At 68.7% G+C, this 19620-nt stretch carries 21 protein-coding genes; 12 read left to right on the forward strand and 9 right to left on the reverse strand.

Going from position 1 to position 19620, the window contains the following annotated elements; translation table 11 throughout:
* The first annotated feature begins 103 nt into the window (after positions 1-103).
* From ABD209_RS08630 to ABD209_RS08665, 8 genes are all read left to right on the forward strand, one after another.
* Entirely contained in the window at positions 104-724 is a 621-nt protein-coding gene (locus tag ABD209_RS08630; protein ID WP_344064852.1) for a DUF6318 family protein, read from the forward strand.
* A 365-nt stretch (positions 725-1089) separates the two neighbouring features.
* Complete coding sequence (locus ABD209_RS08635; protein WP_344064854.1) at positions 1090-1551, forward strand: hypothetical protein; 462 nt, start codon at positions 1090-1092, stop codon at positions 1549-1551.
* A gap of 244 nt (positions 1552-1795) precedes the next feature.
* Positions 1796-4072 (forward strand): ATP-dependent DNA helicase, encoded by a 2277-nt coding sequence (locus tag ABD209_RS08640; protein ID WP_344064856.1) that lies wholly within the window; start codon positions 1796-1798, stop codon positions 4070-4072.
* Between the two features lie 138 nt (positions 4073-4210).
* Positions 4211-5194, forward strand: coding sequence for a DNA polymerase III subunit delta (gene holA / locus ABD209_RS08645; RefSeq protein ID WP_344064859.1), 984 nt, complete (start codon positions 4211-4213; stop codon positions 5192-5194).
* Positions 5195-5365: 171 nt separating this feature from the next.
* A complete protein-coding gene (gene rpsT / locus ABD209_RS08650) occupies positions 5366-5626 on the forward strand; it encodes a 30S ribosomal protein S20 (RefSeq protein WP_324388182.1) in 261 nt (86 codons plus the stop codon).
* A 144-nt stretch (positions 5627-5770) separates the two neighbouring features.
* A complete protein-coding gene (locus tag ABD209_RS08655) occupies positions 5771-6244 on the forward strand; it encodes a hypothetical protein (protein WP_324388181.1) in 474 nt (157 codons plus the stop codon).
* Positions 6241-6477 carry a hypothetical protein gene (locus ABD209_RS08660; protein WP_324388180.1) on the forward strand — a complete coding sequence of 79 codons (237 nt, stop codon included), beginning with the start codon at positions 6241-6243 and terminating at the stop codon, positions 6475-6477. The genes ABD209_RS08655 and ABD209_RS08660 overlap by 4 nt, the downstream gene beginning before the upstream one ends.
* A gap of 141 nt (positions 6478-6618) precedes the next feature.
* Entirely contained in the window at positions 6619-7614 is a 996-nt protein-coding gene (locus ABD209_RS08665; protein ID WP_344064864.1) for an NAD-dependent epimerase/dehydratase family protein, read from the forward strand.
* Positions 7615-7630: 16 nt separating this feature from the next.
* Here ABD209_RS08665 and ABD209_RS08670 read toward each other — a convergent pair whose 3' ends face one another.
* Together ABD209_RS08670 and ABD209_RS08675 are read right to left on the reverse strand one after the other, a co-directional pair.
* Complete coding sequence (locus ABD209_RS08670) at positions 7631-8236, reverse strand: type II toxin-antitoxin system PemK/MazF family toxin (RefSeq protein WP_344064867.1); 606 nt, start codon at positions 8234-8236, stop codon at positions 7631-7633.
* Position 8237: 1 nt separating this feature from the next.
* Positions 8238-9197: a M48 family metallopeptidase gene (locus ABD209_RS08675; protein WP_344064870.1), complete on the reverse strand. Its 960-nt coding sequence runs from the start codon at positions 9195-9197 to the stop codon at positions 8238-8240.
* Between the two features lie 151 nt (positions 9198-9348).
* Between ABD209_RS08675 and lepA the strand changes: the two genes are divergently transcribed.
* On the forward strand, positions 9349-11202 hold the full coding sequence (gene lepA, locus ABD209_RS08680) for a translation elongation factor 4 (protein ID WP_344064873.1): 1854 nt from the start codon (positions 9349-9351) through the stop codon (positions 11200-11202).
* A gap of 223 nt (positions 11203-11425) precedes the next feature.
* Here the strand turns inward: lepA and ABD209_RS08685 are convergent, their stop codons facing one another.
* Positions 11426-11575 (reverse strand): hypothetical protein, encoded by a 150-nt coding sequence (locus ABD209_RS08685; RefSeq protein WP_344064876.1) that lies wholly within the window; start codon positions 11573-11575, stop codon positions 11426-11428.
* A 62-nt stretch (positions 11576-11637) separates the two neighbouring features.
* Between ABD209_RS08685 and ABD209_RS08690 the strand changes: the two genes are divergently transcribed.
* Positions 11638-12972 carry an MFS transporter gene (locus ABD209_RS08690; RefSeq protein ID WP_344064950.1) on the forward strand — a complete coding sequence of 445 codons (1335 nt, stop codon included), beginning with the start codon at positions 11638-11640 and terminating at the stop codon, positions 12970-12972.
* A 15-nt stretch (positions 12973-12987) separates the two neighbouring features.
* Here the strand turns inward: ABD209_RS08690 and ABD209_RS08695 are convergent, their stop codons facing one another.
* The 4 genes from ABD209_RS08695 to ABD209_RS08710 form a co-directional block, all read right to left on the reverse strand.
* Positions 12988-13341, reverse strand: coding sequence for a hypothetical protein (locus ABD209_RS08695; protein WP_344064879.1), 354 nt, complete (start codon positions 13339-13341; stop codon positions 12988-12990).
* A gap of 278 nt (positions 13342-13619) precedes the next feature.
* On the reverse strand, positions 13620-13772 hold the full coding sequence (locus ABD209_RS08700) for a hypothetical protein (protein ID WP_344064882.1): 153 nt from the start codon (positions 13770-13772) through the stop codon (positions 13620-13622).
* 152 nt (positions 13773-13924) lie between these two features.
* Entirely contained in the window at positions 13925-14281 is a 357-nt protein-coding gene (locus ABD209_RS08705; protein ID WP_344064885.1) for a hypothetical protein, read from the reverse strand.
* 77 nt (positions 14282-14358) lie between these two features.
* Entirely contained in the window at positions 14359-15123 is a 765-nt protein-coding gene (locus tag ABD209_RS08710; protein ID WP_344064888.1) for a tyrosine-protein phosphatase, read from the reverse strand.
* Positions 15124-15611: 488 nt separating this feature from the next.
* Between ABD209_RS08710 and hemW the strand changes: the two genes are divergently transcribed.
* Positions 15612-16838: a radical SAM family heme chaperone HemW gene (hemW, locus tag ABD209_RS08715; RefSeq protein WP_344064891.1), complete on the forward strand. Its 1227-nt coding sequence runs from the start codon at positions 15612-15614 to the stop codon at positions 16836-16838.
* Between the two features lie 69 nt (positions 16839-16907).
* Here the strand turns inward: hemW and ABD209_RS08720 are convergent, their stop codons facing one another.
* Positions 16908-17432, reverse strand: coding sequence for a DUF4870 domain-containing protein (locus tag ABD209_RS08720; protein ID WP_344064894.1), 525 nt, complete (start codon positions 17430-17432; stop codon positions 16908-16910).
* Between the two features lie 164 nt (positions 17433-17596).
* Positions 17597-18454: a DUF3097 family protein gene (locus ABD209_RS08725; RefSeq protein WP_344064897.1), complete on the reverse strand. Its 858-nt coding sequence runs from the start codon at positions 18452-18454 to the stop codon at positions 17597-17599.
* 139 nt (positions 18455-18593) lie between these two features.
* Between ABD209_RS08725 and hrcA the strand changes: the two genes are divergently transcribed.
* On the forward strand, positions 18594-19616 hold the full coding sequence (gene hrcA, locus ABD209_RS08730; RefSeq protein WP_344064952.1) for a heat-inducible transcriptional repressor HrcA: 1023 nt from the start codon (positions 18594-18596) through the stop codon (positions 19614-19616).
* Positions 19617-19620 lie beyond the last annotated feature (4 nt).

A 19620-nucleotide genomic window follows, 5' to 3' on the forward strand; every position in this document is an offset into this window, starting at 1 on the left:
ACTTATCCACAGGGGGGCGCTCTCCGGTGGCGAGATCGAACGACATGGCTCAGGGTTGGGAAGAACGGGCCGGGATCCGGCCAGAAGGGGAGGAGATTTCCGTATGCCGCGTGCTCACCGCCCGCGCCGGCTCGCCGTGGCTGCCACGGCCCTCGCCGGGGCCTTGGCCTTCTCCGCCTGTGAGGGCGGCGGCGACATGACGCTCTCGGCGCCCCCGACGTCGCCCACAACCACCGCGCCCCCGAGTCCGACCACAAGCTCGGCCCCCCTGACGACCGTGACATCTTCCTCGCCGGGGTACGTTCCGGTGAAGCCGGCGTATCCGTCTGATGCGAAGGAGCAGACGCGCGCGGGAGCCGAGGCCTTCATCCGGTACTACTTCGCCGCCCTGAATTACTCCTGGATGAAACCAGACGCACTCATCCTGATCGACCTCGGCGACGAAACCTGCAACAGCTGCAAGAGCTTATCTGCAACAGCCCAAGAACTTGTTGCCAAAAATGAAAAATACACTTCCCTGCCGGCCCGCGTGACGGGCATCGAGTACGCCCTTGGGGATGATGTGAACATGCGCTTCGTGGTTGACATTCACCAGTTCAAATCGGAGCGAGTCTCGTCCGCCGGCGACGTCGTTGGGGTAGACCGCGAAAAGACGTTGAAGCGAATAGTCGGTGTTAAGTGGGGGGTGGATCGGTGGCGCATAAATCTCATCGGCGCAGGCTAGTACCTTCGGTACTGTTGGCTTCCTTGCTGGCTTTGTCCGGCTCTGCCTTTGCAGACGTCGATGGTGGCACGGACGAGGATGGAACGTTCCTATTTGCCAAGAACATGTTGGATCTTCCTGCCCACGTGGGCGGCACCTGGGGTGCAGCTTACGAATACGGAATAGCCCCATATTGCGTGGGTGACATTCCCGAAGGCCCCGGCGGTTTCGAGTGCCACGCCATGACCGAAGTGTGCGAAGAGCGGCCCGGGGATGGTCCGGCTACGCACATTTATCGTCGGATACGAGGAAGTGATTTGGCGTGGACTCGGATGGGTTGGACGTGCTATCCAAAGCTCCTTCCTGGGCTTGTCGACTACGCGAAATTGGCGGAAGCTTTTCGCGAGACGCCGTTCGCACTACCAGCGCTCAACATCCAGCCGGAGGGCGACCTCACCCTCGTGCGGCTCCCGACCTATTTCGAGGTCAAGTGGCCCACCAAGGGGTTCGAGCCCAACGAAATCGACACCCTGGATCCCGCCAAGTGGTTCGGAATGCACATTCAGGTCCAGCCAGTTCTGAAGAGCGTCACCTATTCCCTCGGTGACGGCCGCGTCCTCGGGCCGACGGCCAGCCTGGGCGGCCCCTACCCGAGCGGCGACATCGTCGCGGCATACGAGGGTGCCGGAGTCGTCGAGACGCGGGCGGACGTCATCTACAAGGGCTATGTCGCCATTGACGACTCGGAGTGGATCGAGATCCCTGGCGAGGTTGCCCTGTCCGGCACGCCGACCAATCTGACGATCAAAACGGCGACCAACCGCCTGTATCTGAGTTATGGCGGCTGAGATAGCTGCTGTGCGGCGTCCGCCTCCTATGTTTCCCGGTCACGTCAGCGTCTTGAGGCGTGCCGGCTCGCCGCGGGTCATGCGCTCAAGGCATCCAGATCCTTCGTAGCCCCACCTGACTCGTGCCATCGGGTTACGTCTTTGAGGGGGTGTTTCGAGGGCGCGGTGGCCCAGGCCGGCGCAGGCTGTGGACAACTCACCCAACCGCGCGGCTGCCCGGCACCCAGCCGCCTATCCTCGACACATGCCCACGCTCCCCGAACTCCTCCAGGCCGCAGTCGCGGAACTGGGTGGTGTCGAGCGTCCCGGCCAGACCCAGATGGCCCAGGCCGTTCTCGACGCCATCGAGCAGGAGCAGCACCTGCTGGTCCAGGCCGGCACGGGCACCGGCAAGTCCCTCGGCTACCTCGTCCCCGCGATCCTGCACGCCCACGCCACCGGCCGGCCGGCCGTGGTGGCCACCGCGACGCTTGCCCTGCAGGGTCAGATCGTCGACCGCGATCTGCCGCGCCTGGCGAGGGCGCTCGCCCCCATCCTGGGCCGGACGCCGACCTACGGGCTGGTCAAGGGCCGCCGGAACTACGTGTGCCAGCACAAACTTGCCGGCGGCTTCCCCGCCGACGACGAGGGCCTCTTCGATGTCGCCGAAGCCGACGCCAACGCCTCCCGCCTTGGCAAGGAGATCGTCCGCCTGCGCGAATGGGTCGACCAGACCCAGTCCGGCGATCGCGACGAACTCGTCCCGGGAGTCTCCGAGCGCGCCTGGCGTCAGGTCAGCGTCAGTGCGGAGGAATGCCTGGGCTCGCGCTGCCCGATGGTCGCCGAGTGCTTCGTCGAGCGTTCCCGCGAGGCGGCCAAGGACGTCGACGTCATTGTCACCAATCACTCGTTCATGGCGATCGATGCCTTCGAGGGCCGCTTCATGCTCCCGGCGCACGATGTCCTGATCATCGACGAGGGTCACGAGCTCGTCGACCGTGTCACCTCGACCATCACCGACGAGCTGACCCCCGGCAGCGTGCGCTCCGCCGCCCGCCGGGCCCGCTCCGCCGATAGCTCGGACCAACTCGAGGACGCCGCCATCGTGCTCGAACGCGCGCTCGAGACTCAGCCCGACGCCCGGATCGACGCCATCCCCGATGCGCTCGCGATGGCCCTCGCAACGGTCCGCGACGCTGCCCGCGCCGTCCACTCCGAACTCAAGCCCGCTCCTGGAGAAACCCCCGACGGCGCCCGGCAGGTCGCCCTCGCAGCCGTCGAGGAGATCTTCGACAACAGCGCGCGCATGGTCGAAGAACGCGACCTCGACGTCCTCTGGAACCGCATCGACCCGCGCCGTGGCCCGGTCCTCTCGGTCGCCCCGATGAGCGTGGCGATGCTCGTGCGCGAGAAGATCTTCACCGACCGCACCGTCGTCCTGACCTCGGCCACCCTCGAACTCGGTGGCACCTTCGACGCCGTCGCCGGCACCATCGGCCTGCGCGGTGCGGAGGCTCCCGCGTACGTCGGGCTCGATGTCGGCTCGCCCTTCGACTACCGCAGTCAGGCGATCGCGTATGTCGCCGCCCACCTCCCGCCGCCGGGTCGCGGCGGCCTGGGCGACCCCGCCCTGGACGAGATCGAGGCCCTCGTCCGGGCCGCCGGCGGCCGGACCCTTGGGCTCTTCTCCTCTACGCGCGCGGCCCGGGAGGCCGCAGAGGCGATGCGAGATCGGTTGGGGGAGAGCGACATACGTGTTCTGGCGCAGGGTGAGGACCAAGTGCCCACGTTGGTGCGCGAGTTCGCGAAGGACCCGAGGGCTTGCCTCTTCGGCACCATGACGCTCTGGCAAGGCGTCGACGTCCCCGGCTCCAGTTGCCAGCTGGTCATCATCGACCGCATCCCCTTCCCACGCCCCGACGACCCGCTCGCGTCCGCGCGCACCGAAGCCATCAGCAAGATGGGCGGTAACGGATTCATGGCGGTCTCCGCGACCCACGCCGCCCTCCGGCTCGCTCAGGGCGCCGGTCGGCTGATCCGCGCTTCTACCGATCGCGGCGTCGTCGCGTTCCTCGACTCGCGGATGATCAGTGCCCGGTATGCCGGCTTCCTCCAGCGCTCCATCCCGCCCTTCTGGCCGACCACCGACCGGGCGCTCGTGCTTCAAGCCCTCGCGCGACTCGACGAGACGGCGCCCCCGCCACGCCCTGTCGCCGAGCCGGGCCTACGCGGACTCGGCGGCGGCCTCGCCCCCGGGGGCGCTGAGCAGGTCGATGCCCACGGGGCTGCGCACGCCCGGCCGAACGCTCCCGCCGGCCCGCAGGCTCCCGCTCCGCCCCCGCCGGAGAACGCGCGCACGGCGGTCACCCAGGGACACCCGTGGACTGAGCAGGACGACGAGGAGTTGCGCGACGGCGTGGAGATGGGCCTGACGCTGGGGGAACTCGCCGAGTCTCTCGAACTGCCGGAGGAGATCATCGCCGCCCGCCTCGACGGTCTGGGCCTGCAGGCCACCACCGAGCCGCAACTCAGTTTCGATTAGGGCGCGGCCACGCCCGCCGCTCGTCGACGCACCGATCGCCGGCGGTACGTGGCGCGATCACCCCGTTGGCCGCGCCGGTAGCTCGTGAGGCCAGCGTGCCCGGCCCCGTTGTCGGTGCCACATGGCAAGCTCGGACGTATGACCGCGCCCGTCACCGTCCCGAGCCGCGTGCCTCCGCTCGTGCTCATTCACGGGCCCGAGGCGGTGCTCATCGACCGCGCCCTCGCCGAGACCCTTGCCGAGGTCCGCATCGCCCAGCCGGAGGCCGAAGTCATCCGGCTCTCGGCCCAGGGGTATGAGGCGGGCCAACTGACGATGGCGGCCAGCCCCAGCCTGTTCGGCGAGGCCAAGACCGTCGTGGTCGCCGATGCGGACGAGGGCGGCGAGGCATTCCAGAACGACCTGCTCGCTGTCATCCCCGATACCGAGGACGAGTTGCGGATCATCGTCATCCACAAAGGCGGCAACCGCGGCAAGAAGATCGTCGACACGCTCAAGCATCACAAGGCCCGCGTGATCGACGCTCCGGCCATCAAGACCGACCGCGACAAACAGGACTTCACCGTCAACGAGTTCCGGCGCGCCGGGCGGAAGGCGACCCCGGGGGCCGTCCGGGCGCTCATCGAGGCCGTCGGCAACGACATCGCCGAGTTGGCCGCCGCATGCCGGCAGCTGGTCGACGACACGACCGGCACGATCGATGAGCAGGTCGTCCTCACCTATCACGGTGGCAAGGTCGAGGCCACGGGGTTCCGTGTCGCCGACGCGGCCATCGCCGGCGATGCGGGTGAGGCCCTCCGCCTGTTGCGTCACGCTCTCGGCACCGGCCTCGATCCCGTTCCTATCGTCGCCGTCCTCGCCGGCCAGCTGCGCCAACTGGTCCGTGTGGGTTCCGCCGGCTCCGGACGCTCGGGCGACCTGGCGCGGGATCTCGGGATGGCGCCTTGGCAGGTCGATCGCGCGCGCCGTGCCCTCAACGGCTGGGACGGCCCGGCCCTGGGACGCTGCATTCAGGCCGTCGCGGCGGCCGATTTCGAGGTCAAAGGCGGTGGGCGCGACCCGGTGTACGCCGTCGAACGCGCCATCCTGACGATCGCCGGCGAGCGAGCCGGCCGGCGCTGACCCCGGCGGTTTGGGGCCGCCCGCCCGCACTGGTAAATTTGCTCCTTGCGTGCGCGCAAGGTCGTGCGCGCACGAAGCACCACCCAGGCATCCTCACGCAAGGTATCCCCACGCCGGTCCCGAGGAGGCCTGCCGCCCTCAACGGCATACCGACCAACAGAAAGATAGTTCGTGGCAAATATCAAGTCCCAGATCAAGCGGATCAAGACCAACCGCACCCGGACCGAGCGCAACAAGGCGGTCAAGTCCGAGGTGCGCACCTTCGTCCGCAAGTTCCGCGAGGCTGCGGCCTCGGGCGACGTGGAGGCGGCCAAGACCGCTCTCCAGGCCGCGTCGAGGAAGCTCGACAAGGCTGTCGCCAAGGGCGTCATCCACAAGAACCAGGCCGCCAACAAGAAGTCGGCGATGGCCAAGAAGGCCGCTTCCCTCTGAGGCTTGCCCGTCGTTCGGCGAAGGCCACCCACCCCACGGGGTTGGGTGGCCTTGTGCTTTGCCCCCGTCGGCCGACAACGCGCATGTATCACCGCTGACGCCGTCCTGCTCTCTGACTAGAGAGAGACCAACGGGAGGTGCGACATGGCACAACGCGACCTGCTCTGCCCGAGCGCCGCGGCCGAGCCGGGCGTGATCGTCCTGGGCATCCGACGCGCGGATGGGACGATCGGCTATTTGCCCGGACAACTCACCGCGGACGCGGACTTCGTCGCCGCGGTCCGGGACCGCGCGTCAACCGACTTCCGCTTCGCGGCCCCGTGCGCGCGCGGCGGCTGTGGGCACTGGCGCGCTGACCCGCCACCCGACAGCAGCAGTCCGTCTTCCGACCGGTCATCCGCCGGCCCGCCATCGGGGCAGTGTTCACTCATCGGCCGGCTGCGGGACGTGGTCGCTGATCAGTACCAAGCCGATGAACTGCCCCGATGTGCCATCCGCGCGAGCTGCCGCTGGTTCGCCCAGGACGGGCGCGACGCCTGCCGGATCTGCCCGGTGGTCACCAGAGCGTCCGGGGCACCGGCCTCGGCCGACCCATCACAGGAAGGAACACCACGATGAGTGGCAGCAAATTCACGGTCGACCTCGGCGGTCTGCAGTTGACGCCGATCCTCGAAGAACGCCTCGACGCGCAGATCCGCAGCAGCGTGCTCTCGGCGCTCGCCCAGATGGAAGTCCCGGACCTGCACGGCGCCATCGACTTCAAGGAGCTGGACGGCGAGATCCGCGGGATCTACGCGGTGATCAACGAGGGCCTCCTCCAGGACCTCAACAGCCGGGGCTTCGGCCGCTGACTGTCCCCGCGCGTGCTACGGCACGCCGACACCGATCGAGATGGCCAACACGTCGAGGAGTCGCTCGACTTCTTGGCGTGTTGGCCTCGATCGATCCGGGCGCCGGCCCTCTGTCGCGGACGCCCGGTACCGTCCCGACGTATGAATGCTGCCACCGGCCTGAGCGTCCTCTTCTACGGCGGGACGGGAGTGATCAGTTCCGCGTGCGCCCGCGAGGCGGCGCGGGCCGGGTATACGGTCAGCGTCCTCCACCGCGGACAGACGACAAGCCGTGCCTTGCCCGATGGGGTCGAGGTCATGCACGCCGACGTCCGCGACAGCAACTGGGTGGCCCACGCCTTGGGGGGTCGCCGCTTCGACGTCGTCGCCGACTTCCTCGCCTTCCATCCCGACAATGTGCGTCAGAGCCTCGATCAACTCGCCGGTCGCTGCGGGCACTATGTCTTCATCTCGTCGGCGTCGGCCTATCAGACGCCGCCCTCGCGGCTGCCGGTCACCGAGTCCACACCCCTACGCAATCCGTTGTGGGACTACTCCCGCAACAAGATTGCCTGCGAGGACCTGCTCGTTCAGCGCTATCGCGACGACGGACTCCCGATGACGATCGTGCGCCCGTCCCACACGTATGACGCGACCAGCCCGCCGCTCTTCGGCGGCTGGACCGCGGTGGAACGGCTGCTGCGCGGGGCACCAGTCGTCGTTCCCGGCGACGGCACCTCCTTGTGGACCGTGACCCACGCGCGTGATGTCGCGCGCGCCTTCACGACCCTGCTGGGGGAGCCAACGGCATACGGGGAGGCGGTGCACATTACCGCCGACACCGCGCTGACCTGGAACGCGCTCTTCACGACACTCGCTGCGGCCGCCGGTGTGGAGGCGCATCTGGTCCCCGTCGCCTCGGAGGCGATCTGCGAGGGCCGCCCGGAACTGACCGGCAGCCTGCTGGGCGACAAGGCGCAGTCGATGGTCTTCGACAACTCCAAGATCCGGACCTTCGCGGCGGGCTGGCGCGCGGAGACCACCTTTGCTCAAGGAGCGCGAGAGATCATCCGCTGGCATCGCGAGCACGACGTATGCAGTGGGGAGCCCGACCTGGATGCCTACTTCGACGCACTCGTGGCCCGCTGGCGCCCCTGACCGGGCTGTGTCGCCGTCAGCGGCTGGACCCGTGAACACCCGCGAGCGCGGCGACCACCGCCTCGAACGGCTGCTGCCCCAGAACGGAACCCTCGCGCCGGATCGCGGAGGGGTCCACACGCAGGATCCGGTGCACGCCGACCTCGGAGGCGCGCCCGCGTGCGTCCCACGCGCCGGACCCGATATCCACCCAGATCCGCCCCTGCGCGCGCTCATGAGCGGCGTCGCGATCGTGGTCCTTGCTGGTCATCGGCAACGCCAACAGCCACGGGCCATCCCACGCGATCAGCAGCACGGGCCGATCCTTGCCGCGCGCCGGGTCCTCCTGGAAAGGCACCCACGCCCACACCACCTCACCGGGGTCGGGACGGCCATCGGGCTTGGGGGAGTAGGTGATGCGCGGCAGGGGACCGGTGAAGTCGGCCAGCGGGGCATTCCCGCCGGAGGGAGGCGACCCTGCGGGGCCGGCGCCCCCCGACGCCGCCTCCGCGCCCCTCGCCCCAACGCGTGCCGGTCCACCCGCCCGTCGACCCGGTCGCGCGGCGGCTGACTCGCCCGCCCGATGCGTCAGCCGCGCTAACAATCGGTCGACGAGGGATGCCAGTGACCCGCGATCGGCCATTTCAGCCGCCGTTTCCCGGAGGCAGGATGGATGCACGCTCCGGCCCAGGCGGGGCCGAGATCATGCCTTTGGGCGCTCGCGGTCGCCACAGCAGCCGGCCCGGGGCCGACCGATCCCGCAGCGCGTGCGCCCGCCACGCCAGCACCGGGTGCGAGGACATCGCGTTGACGGTCCAGACGAAGAAGCCCTTCTCGCTCTCCGCCCGGTCGGCGATCGCGTTGATGTCCACCGTTTCGTTGAGGTACTTCCCGGCCGCCAGGACCGACATCGCGGGCGCGCTGCCGTGCGCGCAATAGGCATACCCGAAGTTGTCCGCGGTGAACTCCTGGCTGCGCGAGAGCGCCGGGCCGATGATCGGCACGATATTGGCGCCGAAGATCCCCAGCCACCGCCAATAACTGGTATGCCCGGCGGCAATGTGGCCGACTTCGTGGCCGATGATGAAGCGCAGGGCATCGGGATTCTTCAGCCGGCCACCGACCTCGAACAGGTCGCTGTAGATGAAGATGAAGCGGCGGAAGCCGTGGCCCGAGGCCGCCGCATTGATCATGCCATTGCCGAGCACGACATAGGCATCAGGCACCCGCTTCAGGCCGAAGGCGCTGGCGGCGTCCTGCACCATGGCATACGCCTCGGGGTACTGGGTCGGCGTGACCTTGACGCCGTTCAGCCGAAGTTTGGCCATCAGCTGCCCACGCATGAACCACAGCACGAGCGGCGCCAACGCGAACAGCAACACATACGGGTCGGGCGTCTCGCCCCTGCGGAAGGCGCGGATGACCGCGACCAGGCACGAGATCAGGATCACCACGGAGACGAGCACCGCCACGACGAGCGCGAAATTCTCCAACGGGTGGCGCAAGGCCGCTCGGATGGTGCGGCGCCGACCCGCACGCCCGGGATCGTCGGCGACCGGGTCCACGGGCGCGTAGCCGGGCGGCGGGGGCGGGTGGAGCGACATACGCGATCCTTGACTCCTGCGGTGGCGAGGCGGACGGCACGGACGCCATCCCGGTCTCATTGGATCATCCAGCGCCGACAACCGCTGCTGGTCGCGCGTGGGAGACTAGGCAGTCAGTCCCCGCCCGACCACCGAAGGATCACGAGCGCCAGTGTCACCCCGTGCCCGCACAGCGTTGCATCCGCACGCCACGCCGCCGGAGCTGATCCGCAACTTCTGCATCATCGCCCACATCGACCATGGCAAGTCGACCCTGGCCGACCGGATGCTGCAGCTGACCGGCGTCGTCGACGACCGCTCGATGCGCGCGCAGTATCTCGACCGGATGGACATCGAACGCGAGCGCGGCATCACCATCAAAAGCCAGGCCGTGCGCATGCCGTGGGAACTCGACGGCACGACCTATGCGCTCAACATGATCGACACGCCCGGTCACGTCGACTTCACCTACGAGGTCTCGCGCAGCCTCGCCGCCTGCGAGGGCGCCGTGCTTCTCGTCGATGCCGCGCAAGGTATCGAGGCGCAGACTTTGGCCAACCTCTATCTTGCGATGGAGAACGACCTGACGATCATCCCGGTCCTCAACAAGATCGACCTGCCCGCGGCGCAGCCGGAGAAGTATGCCGCGGAGCTCGCCGGCCTGATCGGCGTCGACCCGCAGGACTGCCTCAAAGTCAGTGGCAAGACCGGGGAGGGCGTCGAGGCGCTGCTGGAGCAGATCGTCCGGCAACTCCCGCCACCGGTCGGCGACCCCGACGCCCCGGCCCGCGCGATGATCTTCGACTCCGTCTATGACACCTACCGCGGGGTCGTGACCTATGTCCGCGTCATCGATGGCAATCTCAACCCGCGCGAGCGGATCGTGATGATGTCGACCAAGGCGCAGCACGAGCTGCTCGAGATCGGCGTCATCTCACCCGAGCCGGTGCCGAGCAAGGGCCTAGGCGTCGGCGAGGTCGGCTATTTGATCACCGGCGTCAAAGACGTGCGCCAGTCCCGCGTCGGCGACACGGTCACCAACGCCGGCAAGCCCGCCACCAAGGCGCTCGGCGGCTACCGCGACCCGAAGCCGATGGTCTTCTCCGGCCTCTATCCGATCGACGGCTCGGACTATCCCGACCTGCGCGAGGCTCTGGACAAGCTCAAGCTCAACGATGCCGCGCTCGTCTATGAACCGGAGACCTCCGCCGCCCTCGGCTTCGGTTTCCGCTGCGGCTTCCTCGGCCTGTTGCACCTAGAGATCGTCCGGGAACGACTGGAGCGTGAGTTCGGCCTCGACCTGATCTCCACCCAACCCAATGTCGTCTACCAGGTGACCATGGAGGACGACACCGTCGTCACGGTGACCAACCCGAGCGAGTTCCCGCACGGCAAGATCGCGGAGGTCCGCGAGCCCATCGTGCGAGCGACGATCCTCGCGCCGAGTGAGTTCATCGGCGCGATCATGGAGTTGTGCCAGGGCAAGCGCGGCAGCCTGCGCGGCATGGACTACCTCTCCGAAGACCGGGTCGAGATGCGCTACACCCTGCCACTCGCCGAGATCGTCTTCGACTTTTTCGACCAGTTGAAGTCGCGCACCCGCGGCTACGCCTCCCTCGACTACGAGCCCGACGGTGAGCAGGTCGCCGATCTGGTCAAGGTCGACATCCTGCTCCAGGGCGAGCAGGTCGACGCCTTCTCCGCCATCGTGCACAAGGACAAGGCCTACGGCTATGGCGTGATGATGGCCGGCAAGCTGAAGGAACTCATCCCGCGGCAGCAGTTCGAAGTGCCTATCCAAGCCGCCGTCGGCGCGCGCATCATCGCCCGCGAAAATATTCGCGCGATCCGCAAGGATGTGCTCGCCAAGTGTTATGGCGGTGACATCACCCGCAAGCGCAAGCTGCTAGAGAAGCAGAAGGAAGGCAAGAAGCGGATGAAGATGGTCGGTCGTGTGGAGGTCCCGCAGGAGGCCTTCATCGCCGCTCTCTCCTCCGACGACAACGGCGCCAAGGCCAAGAAGTAGCCGCGAAGGCGGACGCCGCGCCTGGTTCTCGATCACTGGTCATCCCCGGCGCGGCCCTGCTGTGGGGGCTGCAGTTCGCCCTCCTCAACCCGACCATCGGCCTGCTTCTGGCGGCGCTCTACGGCGCGACGCCCGGGCAGGTCGGGTGGGCGCTGACGGCCTACAACATCTCCGGATTCGTCTCCACCCTGATCGTCCCCACCCGCGCAGACCGCTCCGGTGACTACGTCCGGCCGATGGTCGTATGCGGCGTGCTCACCGTCCTGCTGGTCACCGCGCTCGCACTCGTGACCACCTTGTGCCGCTCGCGGTGCTCGCGCTGGTCGCGCTCGGCGGTCCGGCCGGGGTCGGACTGGGGCTGCTCTTTGCCCATCAACGGGCGCTGGGAGCGAGCGTTGCGCAGATCAAGCGCACCCGGGCGGTCTTGTCCTTCGCCTGGATCGCGGGCCCCCCCCGGTCGCGACTGTGATCATGGGCCTGCTCGGCAATCGGTCGATCTTGTGGACCATCGCGATCATCGGGATCGGTTCCATCGCCGTGAGCGTGGCTCTGGCCAAAGCTGCCCGGGCTGCCGCCCGGGACCGGTCCGGTGTCCCGGAGGGCGGGGGATTGCTCGATGCGATCCGTCGCCGCGAGATCGGACTGCTCGTCGGCGGACTGGTGCTGCTCGGGGCCGCCAATACGGCGGCAGTGTCCGTCACCAACCTCTTCGTCACCGATCGACTCGATCTGCATGTCCTGTTGGGAGGTGTGGCCCTCGGCGTCGCCGCAGCCCTCGAGATCCCCTTCCTGCTCGTGCTCGGCAAGGTGGCCGAACGGGTCGCGCCCAAACGCCTGCTGAAGCTCGGGGCGGTCGCAGCCGTCGCCTACTACGCCGCGATGATGCTCGTCGACGGACCCATTTCCCTCGTGGCCGTCCAGATCTTCAATGCGGCCAGCATCGCCGCCGTTCAGGGCATCGGGCTGACCGTGCTGCAAGACGCTCTACCCGGTCCGGGGCTGGCATCGGGGTTGTTCATGAACTCGATCCGGGTGGGCGCGGTGCTCGCCGGGCCGTTGATCACCCTCGGGGCCGCACCCGAACTGGGCTATGCCGCCGTCTTCCTGGGGGCCGCGGTCATCGGCGCCTCGGCCTGGGAGTGCTGTTCCTCGCCCGTGCGTCACGCCCCGCCGCGCTCGACGTCGCTTGCTGATGTGCGCCGGATTGGCGGTGCTGTTCCAAAGAACCCCCTGAGGACACAGATACTTAGGCCCATGACTTCCGCGCAGGCCGGGTGGTATGCCCAGCCAGACGGTCGCCGACTCTATTGGGATGGGGTCGCGTGGACGGCGGGGCCGACACCGCAGGATCGGCCGCTCTCGGCATACGACCCGATGACCGGTGCGCCCTATGGCACGGCGTCTTATGGTCAGCCGTCGCCGCAGACCGGGCTTCAGCCCTACGGCCTGGCCGCTGGGCAGCCCGGCTTACCGCAGGCGTATGGCGCACCTGCGGTCAGCTATCCCCCGCCGTATGCCGTGGCTCCGGTCGTCGCGCCGAAGAACCCCGGCTTGTCGTTGATCGCGTCCTTCTTCATCCCCGGGCTGGGGACGATGATCAATGGGGAAGTCGGGAAGGGCATCGCCTTCTTGCTCATCTACCTCATCAGTTGGCCGCTCATCCTGGTCTTCGTCGGCGTGCCGCTAATGCTGGGCGTGTGGATCTGGGGGATGGTTGACGCCTATACCGGCGCGCAGAACTGGAACCGCCGCTACGGCATCTGGAGCTAGCCCAGGCCTGCAAACTCAGCTCGCTGTCACCGTCAAGGTGGCCGACCCGGTGTTCTTCCCTGCGGCGTCGAGGCAGGTCACCGTGTGCTGCCCGCTCGCCATCGCCACGGGAGTCGGTTCGGGTTCGCCGTTGTTACGCTCGACCACAGTGGCGCCGCGCGTGTCGAGAATGCGGACCGACCCGGTGCCGACGACGCTGACGTCGTGCGTGCCCGCGGCAACCGACGGACGGTTGAGTTGGCAGCCGTCGAGGACGACTTCGATCGGAGCGACGGATGGGTCCGGCGGCGGATCGCCGCAACCACTCACCAGCACGATGAAAAGGGCCGCGCCCGCGATGGCCCCTCGTCCGAGTCGTGATCGTTGCATGCTCACATGGTGGCGCCGGGCGCGCCCGCCGGGATGAGTAGGAGTACTCAGCGGCCGGTTGAATCGACCCATCGACGGGCTGAACCGGCCTTTCGACGGGGCTAAACCGGCCTTTCGACGGGGCTGAACCGGCCTTTCGACGGGGCTGAACCGGCCTTTCGACGATCACCAGTCGCGGCGCGCCCGGAGCAACTTCAGGCAGGCCGCGGTGAGGAAACGCTGGTGCGCGCGCAAGGCGGGGGTGCAGCCCGGTGGTGGCTGCTCGTCCTGACCGTGGATCAGATAGCCGAGTGCACCAGCGCATCTCCATGCAGTGCCGCAGACGCCTTCGCGGCCAGGCGCGCCAAATCGCGTCGCGCATCCGCCCCGATTGCCGGTATGCCGTCCGGCCACCCCACGCGGCCGGCCACCAGTTCGTCGATCGCCGTCAACGCGTGCTCGTCTTCGCCGATCTCCTCACCCAGCGACGCGGTCGTGATCGCGCACGCGCGCGAACCGCGAATACGCGCGACGTCGACGCAGGCCGCGGCGACCGCATCGGGGTGTCCGGGGCACCAGGGATCACCGGGCTGGACCCCGTCGATCAGGTCCGGACGAGAACCCGCCAGTCGCCCTCGCCTCGCGTCTGGATCGCGGACGAGCCGAGGAGCCTTGGCGCACAGTTCAGTTCACCCAGTTGGGGCAGAACGTCAGCCTCCCGCGCCAGGGCGGTGACCACGTGCGGCAATGCGGGTCCACCGGCCTTGACGAAGACGCGCCGGCCGCCGTCGAGGGTGAGCACGCCGGCATACGAGCCGGTGAAGCCGGAGCGCACGGGCGGCGCGTCGGACGCGATTGCGGATCCGCAGATGGCGGCCACGCCCTCACGCACGTCGGTCGGCAGGCTCGCCCACGCGGGGCGCTCCGACGTCACGGAGTAGTCGAGAGGGACAGGCCGCATGGTGCGAGCCTGCCACGCGGATCGCCAGCCCGGCGACCGGATGAGGCGGCCTGATCGTGCCGCCGGAAGTGCCAGGGTCAGGGGGTCAGGAGCTTGGCCTGGAGCGCGTCGACCTCGTCCGCCGTCCAGCCGTGCTCCCGCAGCCAGCCGTCCGCACCACCGGCGTCGGCCAGGAAACCGAGCAGCGCTTCCATCGACGCGGCCAGCGGGATCTGCTCGGCATGGTTGCGACCGGCGAGCGACTCGGCATACGGCGGCCGGCCGATCAGGCGGGCCATGATCGCCTCGAGCCGCTCGGACGTGAGGACGTAGTCCTCGACGATGACCTCGTCCGGCACACCGGCAACGGCGAGGGCAAGTCCGACCACGGTTCCGGTGCGGTCCTTGCCGGCGGCGCAGTGCACGATCGTGCCACCCGCGGCGGTGGCCACGACGGACAGGGCCGCGGTCACTGAGTCGGGGCGGCCGGTGAGGTAGCCGCGGTAATGCTGGCTCCAGAAGCTCGCGTCCTTGACCATCTCGTGCGTGCCCGCTCGCCAGTCGTTGGCTGCGGCCCCCGCGCGGTCGTTCCGCGCCTCGGGGAAAAAGCTGTGGTGATGGTGGCGCAGCGGCGTGGCACGCAGCGGTCCGTCGCCGCTGACCTGCACCTCGGTGTTGGAGCGCAAGTCGACGATGTCGCTGACCCCGAGGCCGATCAACCGAGTGACATCGGCCCGGGAGAGGTCCTGGAGATTGTCCGAGCGGATCAGCCGGTGTGCCTGGATTCGGCCACCGTCGCGCGTGGGTAGGCCACCCATATCGCGCATATTGACGACACCGTCGAGGTCGATCCACCGGTCCATGCGGCCAGGCTATGCCGCGGCCACCGAGTCGCCGGTGAACGGCCGGGGAAAAGGGTGAGGGCCTCGGAAAGTATGAGTTTCCGAGGCCCTCGTCTGGTCGGGGCCGAAGCCTCGTCCAGATGATCGAGACCGAAGTCTCGATCGTGATCTCGACCGGAGTCGAGATCGGGTGCCGTCGGCCGAAGCCGCCGGCGTCGAGCTGGGCCGTAGCCCTGCTCGTGATCAGCGCCGAAGCGCCGATCTCGTTGACACGAAACACGTTTCGCGTCCGAATCCGACCCGGAGGCCTGATCCTGTCGCGTTCACCCGGAGGTGATGGCGATGGGATATTTCTATGTCACGCCGGGGGTTGGAACAAGGCTTAGCGGCGAGCAATTGTGAAAATCTTTCCGGCCACGGCGTGTCGCACTGGACACGCCGAGGCCCGCGATGTTCGTGGGGTTTCGGGGTGGCGCGGGTGTCACCGGGGGCCTGGGAGAATCGCCCGTATGCCGCCCAGCGCCCTTCCCGACGGCGCCGCGCCGCCCGCCGATGGCCGGCTGCCTCGGGCCGCGCTGGCGGAGGTCGGTCGGCGCACCTTCGGCGCCTATGTCCACGTGCCCTTTTGCCGGGTCCGGTGCGGCTATTGCGATTTCAACACCTATGCCCCGGGTGAATTGGCCGGCTCGGCGAGCGCGCCCGCGACCTACCTGGACGCGCTGGCGCGGGAGATCGACCTCGCCGCGGCCGTGCTCGCCGAGGCACCGGGGCGACCGCCCCTGCACAGCGTCTTCGTCGGTGGCGGCACTCCGACGCTGCTGCCCGCGCGCGACCTGGTCGGCATCCTCGACCGACTCCGCCGCGTGTGGCCGCTGACTGCCGACGCCGAGGTGACCACCGAGGCCAACCCCGATTCAGTCAGCCCCGAGAGTTTGGCGGCGCTGGCGCAGGGCGGTTTCACGCGCGTCAGTTTCGGGATGCAGTCGGCAGTGCCGCATGTCCTGGCCACCCTCGAACGCACCCACGACCCCGCCCGAGTCGGCGTTGCCGTCGATGCGGCGCGGGCTGCCGGCCTGGAGGTCAGTCTCGACGTGATCTATGGCACGCCGGGCGAATCCTTAGCCGACTGGCGCACCAGTCTCGATGCAGCGATCGCCCTTGCGCCACAGCACATCTCGGCCTACGCACTGGTGGTCGAGGACGGGACCAAACTCGCGGCCCAAGTGCGGCGCGGGGTCGTGACAATGCCCGACGACGACGACGAAGCGGACAAATATGAACTCGCCGACGCCCTCCTCAGCGTCGCCGGCTACGACTGGTACGAAGTCAGCAACTTCGCGCGCGCGGGCGCGGCGTGCCGCCACAACCTCGCCTACTGGCGCGGCGGGGAGTGGTGGGGCCTCGGGCCTGGCGCCCACAGTCATATCGGCGGGGTGCGCTGGTGGAATGTCAAGCATCCCGGGGCGTATGCCGACCGGCTGGCCGCCGGCGCATCCCCGGCCCACGCGCGCGAGACGCTCACCGCCGACCAGCGGGCTGACGAGGCCATCCTCCTCGGCGTGCGGCTGCGGGAGGGACTGGGAGTGGAGGCGTTGAGCGATGCCGGGCGCGCCGCCATACCGGCGCTGGTCGAGGACGATCTGGTGGTGGCCGGCGAGGACCGCGTCGTCCTGACGCTGCGCGGCCGGCTGCTCGCCGACACCGTCGTGCGCCGGCTGCTCGGCTACGCCGGCTGAGCCTCCGCGAAGCACCCACAGACGCGACCGCGCCCCGAGCCGATGGGCTCGGGGCGCGGCGCGGACGGGCTACTTGATGAACTTGATCGCGAACGGCGGGTTGTACCACTCGCCGTTGCTCGCCTTCGAGGCGGCAATCAGGTGGACGATGAGCGCCCAGATGCAGATGAGCGGGTACGTGACGAACCCGATGAGCAGGAACATCAGGGGCAGCGAGATGAGCAGGCCGATCCCGGCGGTGATCTGCACGTTGAGGGAGTTCGCGGCATTCTGCCGCACGAACGGCCCGCGGTCCTTGTACATGAAGTAGATCCCCAGCGACGCGAAGAAGCCCAGCGTGCCCGCGGACAGCACGAAAAGCGCTGCCGGGATCAGGTGCGCGAGCATGCCCCAGTTGCGTTCTTGGGCCGGCGTCATCGGGTCGGTGCCGCCGATGGAGCCGACGGTGCGCTCGAAGGCGGTCTGTCCGGCGGGCGCCTGGTAGGTCATGGGCGGCGGGGTCGTCCCCGCCGGCGACTGGGTGCCCCACGGCGAGTCGGTGGTGGGCGATTGATAGCTCGGGTAGACCGGGTCGCCCTGCGGATTCTGGGTCATGGTCTTCTGCTGTCCCCTTCGGTGACACGAGCCGGAGCATTTCCCCGGATGTTGTCTCGTTCGCTCCAGTCAACCGCACGAATCCGGCGAATTCTTCCCGATCCAGCTCGGTCTGGGGTTCGTCACGGGTGCGCTCAGGGTCCACCCTCAGGTCGCCGGCCGCCTCAGCCGCCGACGGTCACGAAGTCGATCAGTTCCTCGACCCGGCCCGAGAAGCTCGGCTCCAGATCGGCATAGGTACGCACGCGGGAGAGCAGGTGCTTCCACACCAGTCCGATGTCCTCGGTGGACGTCTGCGGCAGCCCCAGTGCCGCGGCGATCCCCGCCTTCCAGTCGGTCCCCTTCGGGATCACCGGCCAGCGTGGCAGACCGACCCGCTCGGGCCGGATCGCTTGCCAGACATCGACATAGGGGTGGCCGACGATGTGCACGCGGTCACCGCCGAAGCGCGCTTCGGCGGCCGCGACCAGGCGGCTCTCCTTGCTGCCGGCCACGAGATGGTCCACGAGAACCCCGGCCCGGGCCTGCGGGGTGGGGCCGAAGTCGGCGAGTGCGGCCGCGAGATCGTCCACGCCGTGCAGCACCTCGACGACCACGCCTTCGACGCGCAGGTCGTGGCCCCAGACCTTTTCGACGAGTTCGGCGTCGTGGGTGCCCTCGACGAAGATCCGCGAGGCAGCGGCGACCCGGGCGCGTGCGCCGGGCACGGCGACCGAGCCGCTGGCGGACCGCAGCGGAGCCTTCGGTGCGGCTGCCGCGGGGGCCGGGGGGAGCAGGCATACGGGCCGGCCGTCGATGAGGAAGCCGGGCCCGAGCGGGAAGGCGCGGACCACGCCACGGCGGTCCTCTAGGCGCACGACGCGCCGACCGCCGATTGTCTCGACGGCCGTCACCGCGCCGACCCAGCCGGTCTCGACCTCTTCGACGACCATGCCGATCTCGGTCGCGACATCCGTGGTGCGTCCCCGGGGCGGGCGGCGCCAGTCGCCGCTGAGCACGTCATGTCCGTAGCGGTCGCTCACCGCGGCACCCTAAGCGAGCCCACGCTCGAGCGGCCGCAGACGCGCCGGGTCGGCCTGGCGAGCGTGCCTGTCCCTCGCGCTGGACGTAGGATTGGCACTCGACACCGGTGAGTGCCAGCAGCGTGAGGAGGTGACCGGTATGCAGGATCGTCGCCTGGCCGTGCTCGGCGCGATCGTCCAGGACTATGTGTCCACCAGCGAGCCGGTCGGCTCCAAATCCCTGCTCGAGCGCCATCAGCTCGGCGTCTCGGCAGCGACCATCCGCAATGACATGGCGGCGCTGGAGGAGGACGGGTTGATCGTCGCCCCACACACGAGCGCTGGGCGGATCCCGACCGACGCGGGCTATCGGTTGTTTGTCGACCGGCTGCTCGCGATCAAGCCGATGAGCCGGGCCGAGCAGGCGGCCATCGCCGAGTTCCTTTCCGGCGCAGTGGATCTCGATGATGTCGTGGATCGGACGGTGCGACTGCTGGCGTCCTTGACCCGGCAGGTCGCCGTCATGCAGTACCCGTCGTTGACCCGCTCCGACGTGCGGCACATCGAGCTGGTTCCCGTCGGCGAGGCGCGCCTGATGTTGGTGCTGATCACCACGACCGGGCGGGTGGAGCAGCGCACCATCGAGGTCGCTCGTGAGGCCGTCGCCGACGAGGATCTCGTGGCCCGCCTGCGCGCAGGCATCAACGCGACGGCCAGCGGCCGGCGCCTCGGTGAGGCGGCGGCCGCGTTGTCGGTGCTGCCCGATTCCTTCGCCCCCAGCGAGCGGGATGTCGTGCGCCGGGTCATCGGGGCACTCGATGAGGCCCTCATCGAGGAGCGCGAGGAGCGGGTGGTGATGGCCGGGACGGCCAATCTCGCCCGCCGGCCGGGCGACTTCCCAGCCACTCTGGAGCCGGTGCTCGATGCGCTGGAACAACATGTCGTGCTACTCCGTTTGCTATCGACGGCGGAAGGCGGCCAGCAGCACATCGCCGTGCGCATCGGCCACGAGAACCCCGTGACGGGCCTGCAGTCCACCTCGATGGTGACCACCGGCTATGGCACGGGCGGTGACCTGGTCGGCGGGCTCGGCGTGCTGGGGCCCACCCGGATGGACTACCCGGCCAGCATGGCCGCGGTCCGGGCGGTCGCGGCATACGTCTCGGCGCTGCTCACCCAATGACGAA

The organism is Nostocoides vanveenii (genome assembly GCF_039531165.1).
Classification (GTDB): domain Bacteria; phylum Actinomycetota; class Actinomycetes; order Actinomycetales; family Dermatophilaceae; genus Nostocoides_A; species Nostocoides_A vanveenii.

What these genes read in the sequence shown, in the direction of transcription:
- ABD209_RS08630 (WP_344064852.1), top strand. Translation starts at nt 104, where the DNA reads ATGCCGCGTGCTCACCGCCCGCGCCGGCTCGCCGTGGCTGCCACGGCC.
- ABD209_RS08640 (WP_344064856.1), top strand. Translation starts at nt 1,796, where the DNA reads ATGCCCACGCTCCCCGAACTCCTCCAGGCCGCAGTCGCGGAACTGGGT.
- holA (WP_344064859.1), top strand. Translation starts at nt 4,211, where the DNA reads ATGACCGCGCCCGTCACCGTCCCGAGCCGCGTGCCTCCGCTCGTGCTC.
- ABD209_RS08655 (WP_324388181.1), top strand. Translation starts at nt 5,771, where the DNA reads ATGGCACAACGCGACCTGCTCTGCCCGAGCGCCGCGGCCGAGCCGGGC.
- ABD209_RS08660 (WP_324388180.1), top strand. Translation starts at nt 6,241, where the DNA reads ATGAGTGGCAGCAAATTCACGGTCGACCTCGGCGGTCTGCAGTTGACG.
- ABD209_RS08665 (WP_344064864.1), top strand. Translation starts at nt 6,619, where the DNA reads ATGAATGCTGCCACCGGCCTGAGCGTCCTCTTCTACGGCGGGACGGGA.
- ABD209_RS08670 (WP_344064867.1), bottom strand. Translation starts at nt 8,236, where the DNA reads ATGGCCGATCGCGGGTCACTGGCATCCCTCGTCGACCGATTGTTAGCG.
- ABD209_RS08675 (WP_344064870.1), bottom strand. Translation starts at nt 9,197, where the DNA reads ATGTCGCTCCACCCGCCCCCGCCGCCCGGCTACGCGCCCGTGGACCCG.
- ABD209_RS08685 (WP_344064876.1), bottom strand. Translation starts at nt 11,575, where the DNA reads ATGGGCAAAGAGCAGCCCCAGTCCGACCCCGGCCGGACCGCCGAGCGC.
- ABD209_RS08695 (WP_344064879.1), bottom strand. Translation starts at nt 13,341, where the DNA reads ATGCAACGATCACGACTCGGACGAGGGGCCATCGCGGGCGCGGCCCTT.
- ABD209_RS08705 (WP_344064885.1), bottom strand. Translation starts at nt 14,281, where the DNA reads ATGCGGCCTGTCCCTCTCGACTACTCCGTGACGTCGGAGCGCCCCGCG.
- ABD209_RS08710 (WP_344064888.1), bottom strand. Translation starts at nt 15,123, where the DNA reads ATGGACCGGTGGATCGACCTCGACGGTGTCGTCAATATGCGCGATATG.
- hemW (WP_344064891.1), top strand. Translation starts at nt 15,612, where the DNA reads ATGCCGCCCAGCGCCCTTCCCGACGGCGCCGCGCCGCCCGCCGATGGC.
- ABD209_RS08720 (WP_344064894.1), bottom strand. Translation starts at nt 17,432, where the DNA reads ATGACCCAGAATCCGCAGGGCGACCCGGTCTACCCGAGCTATCAATCG.
- hrcA (WP_344064952.1), top strand. Translation starts at nt 18,594, where the DNA reads ATGCAGGATCGTCGCCTGGCCGTGCTCGGCGCGATCGTCCAGGACTAT.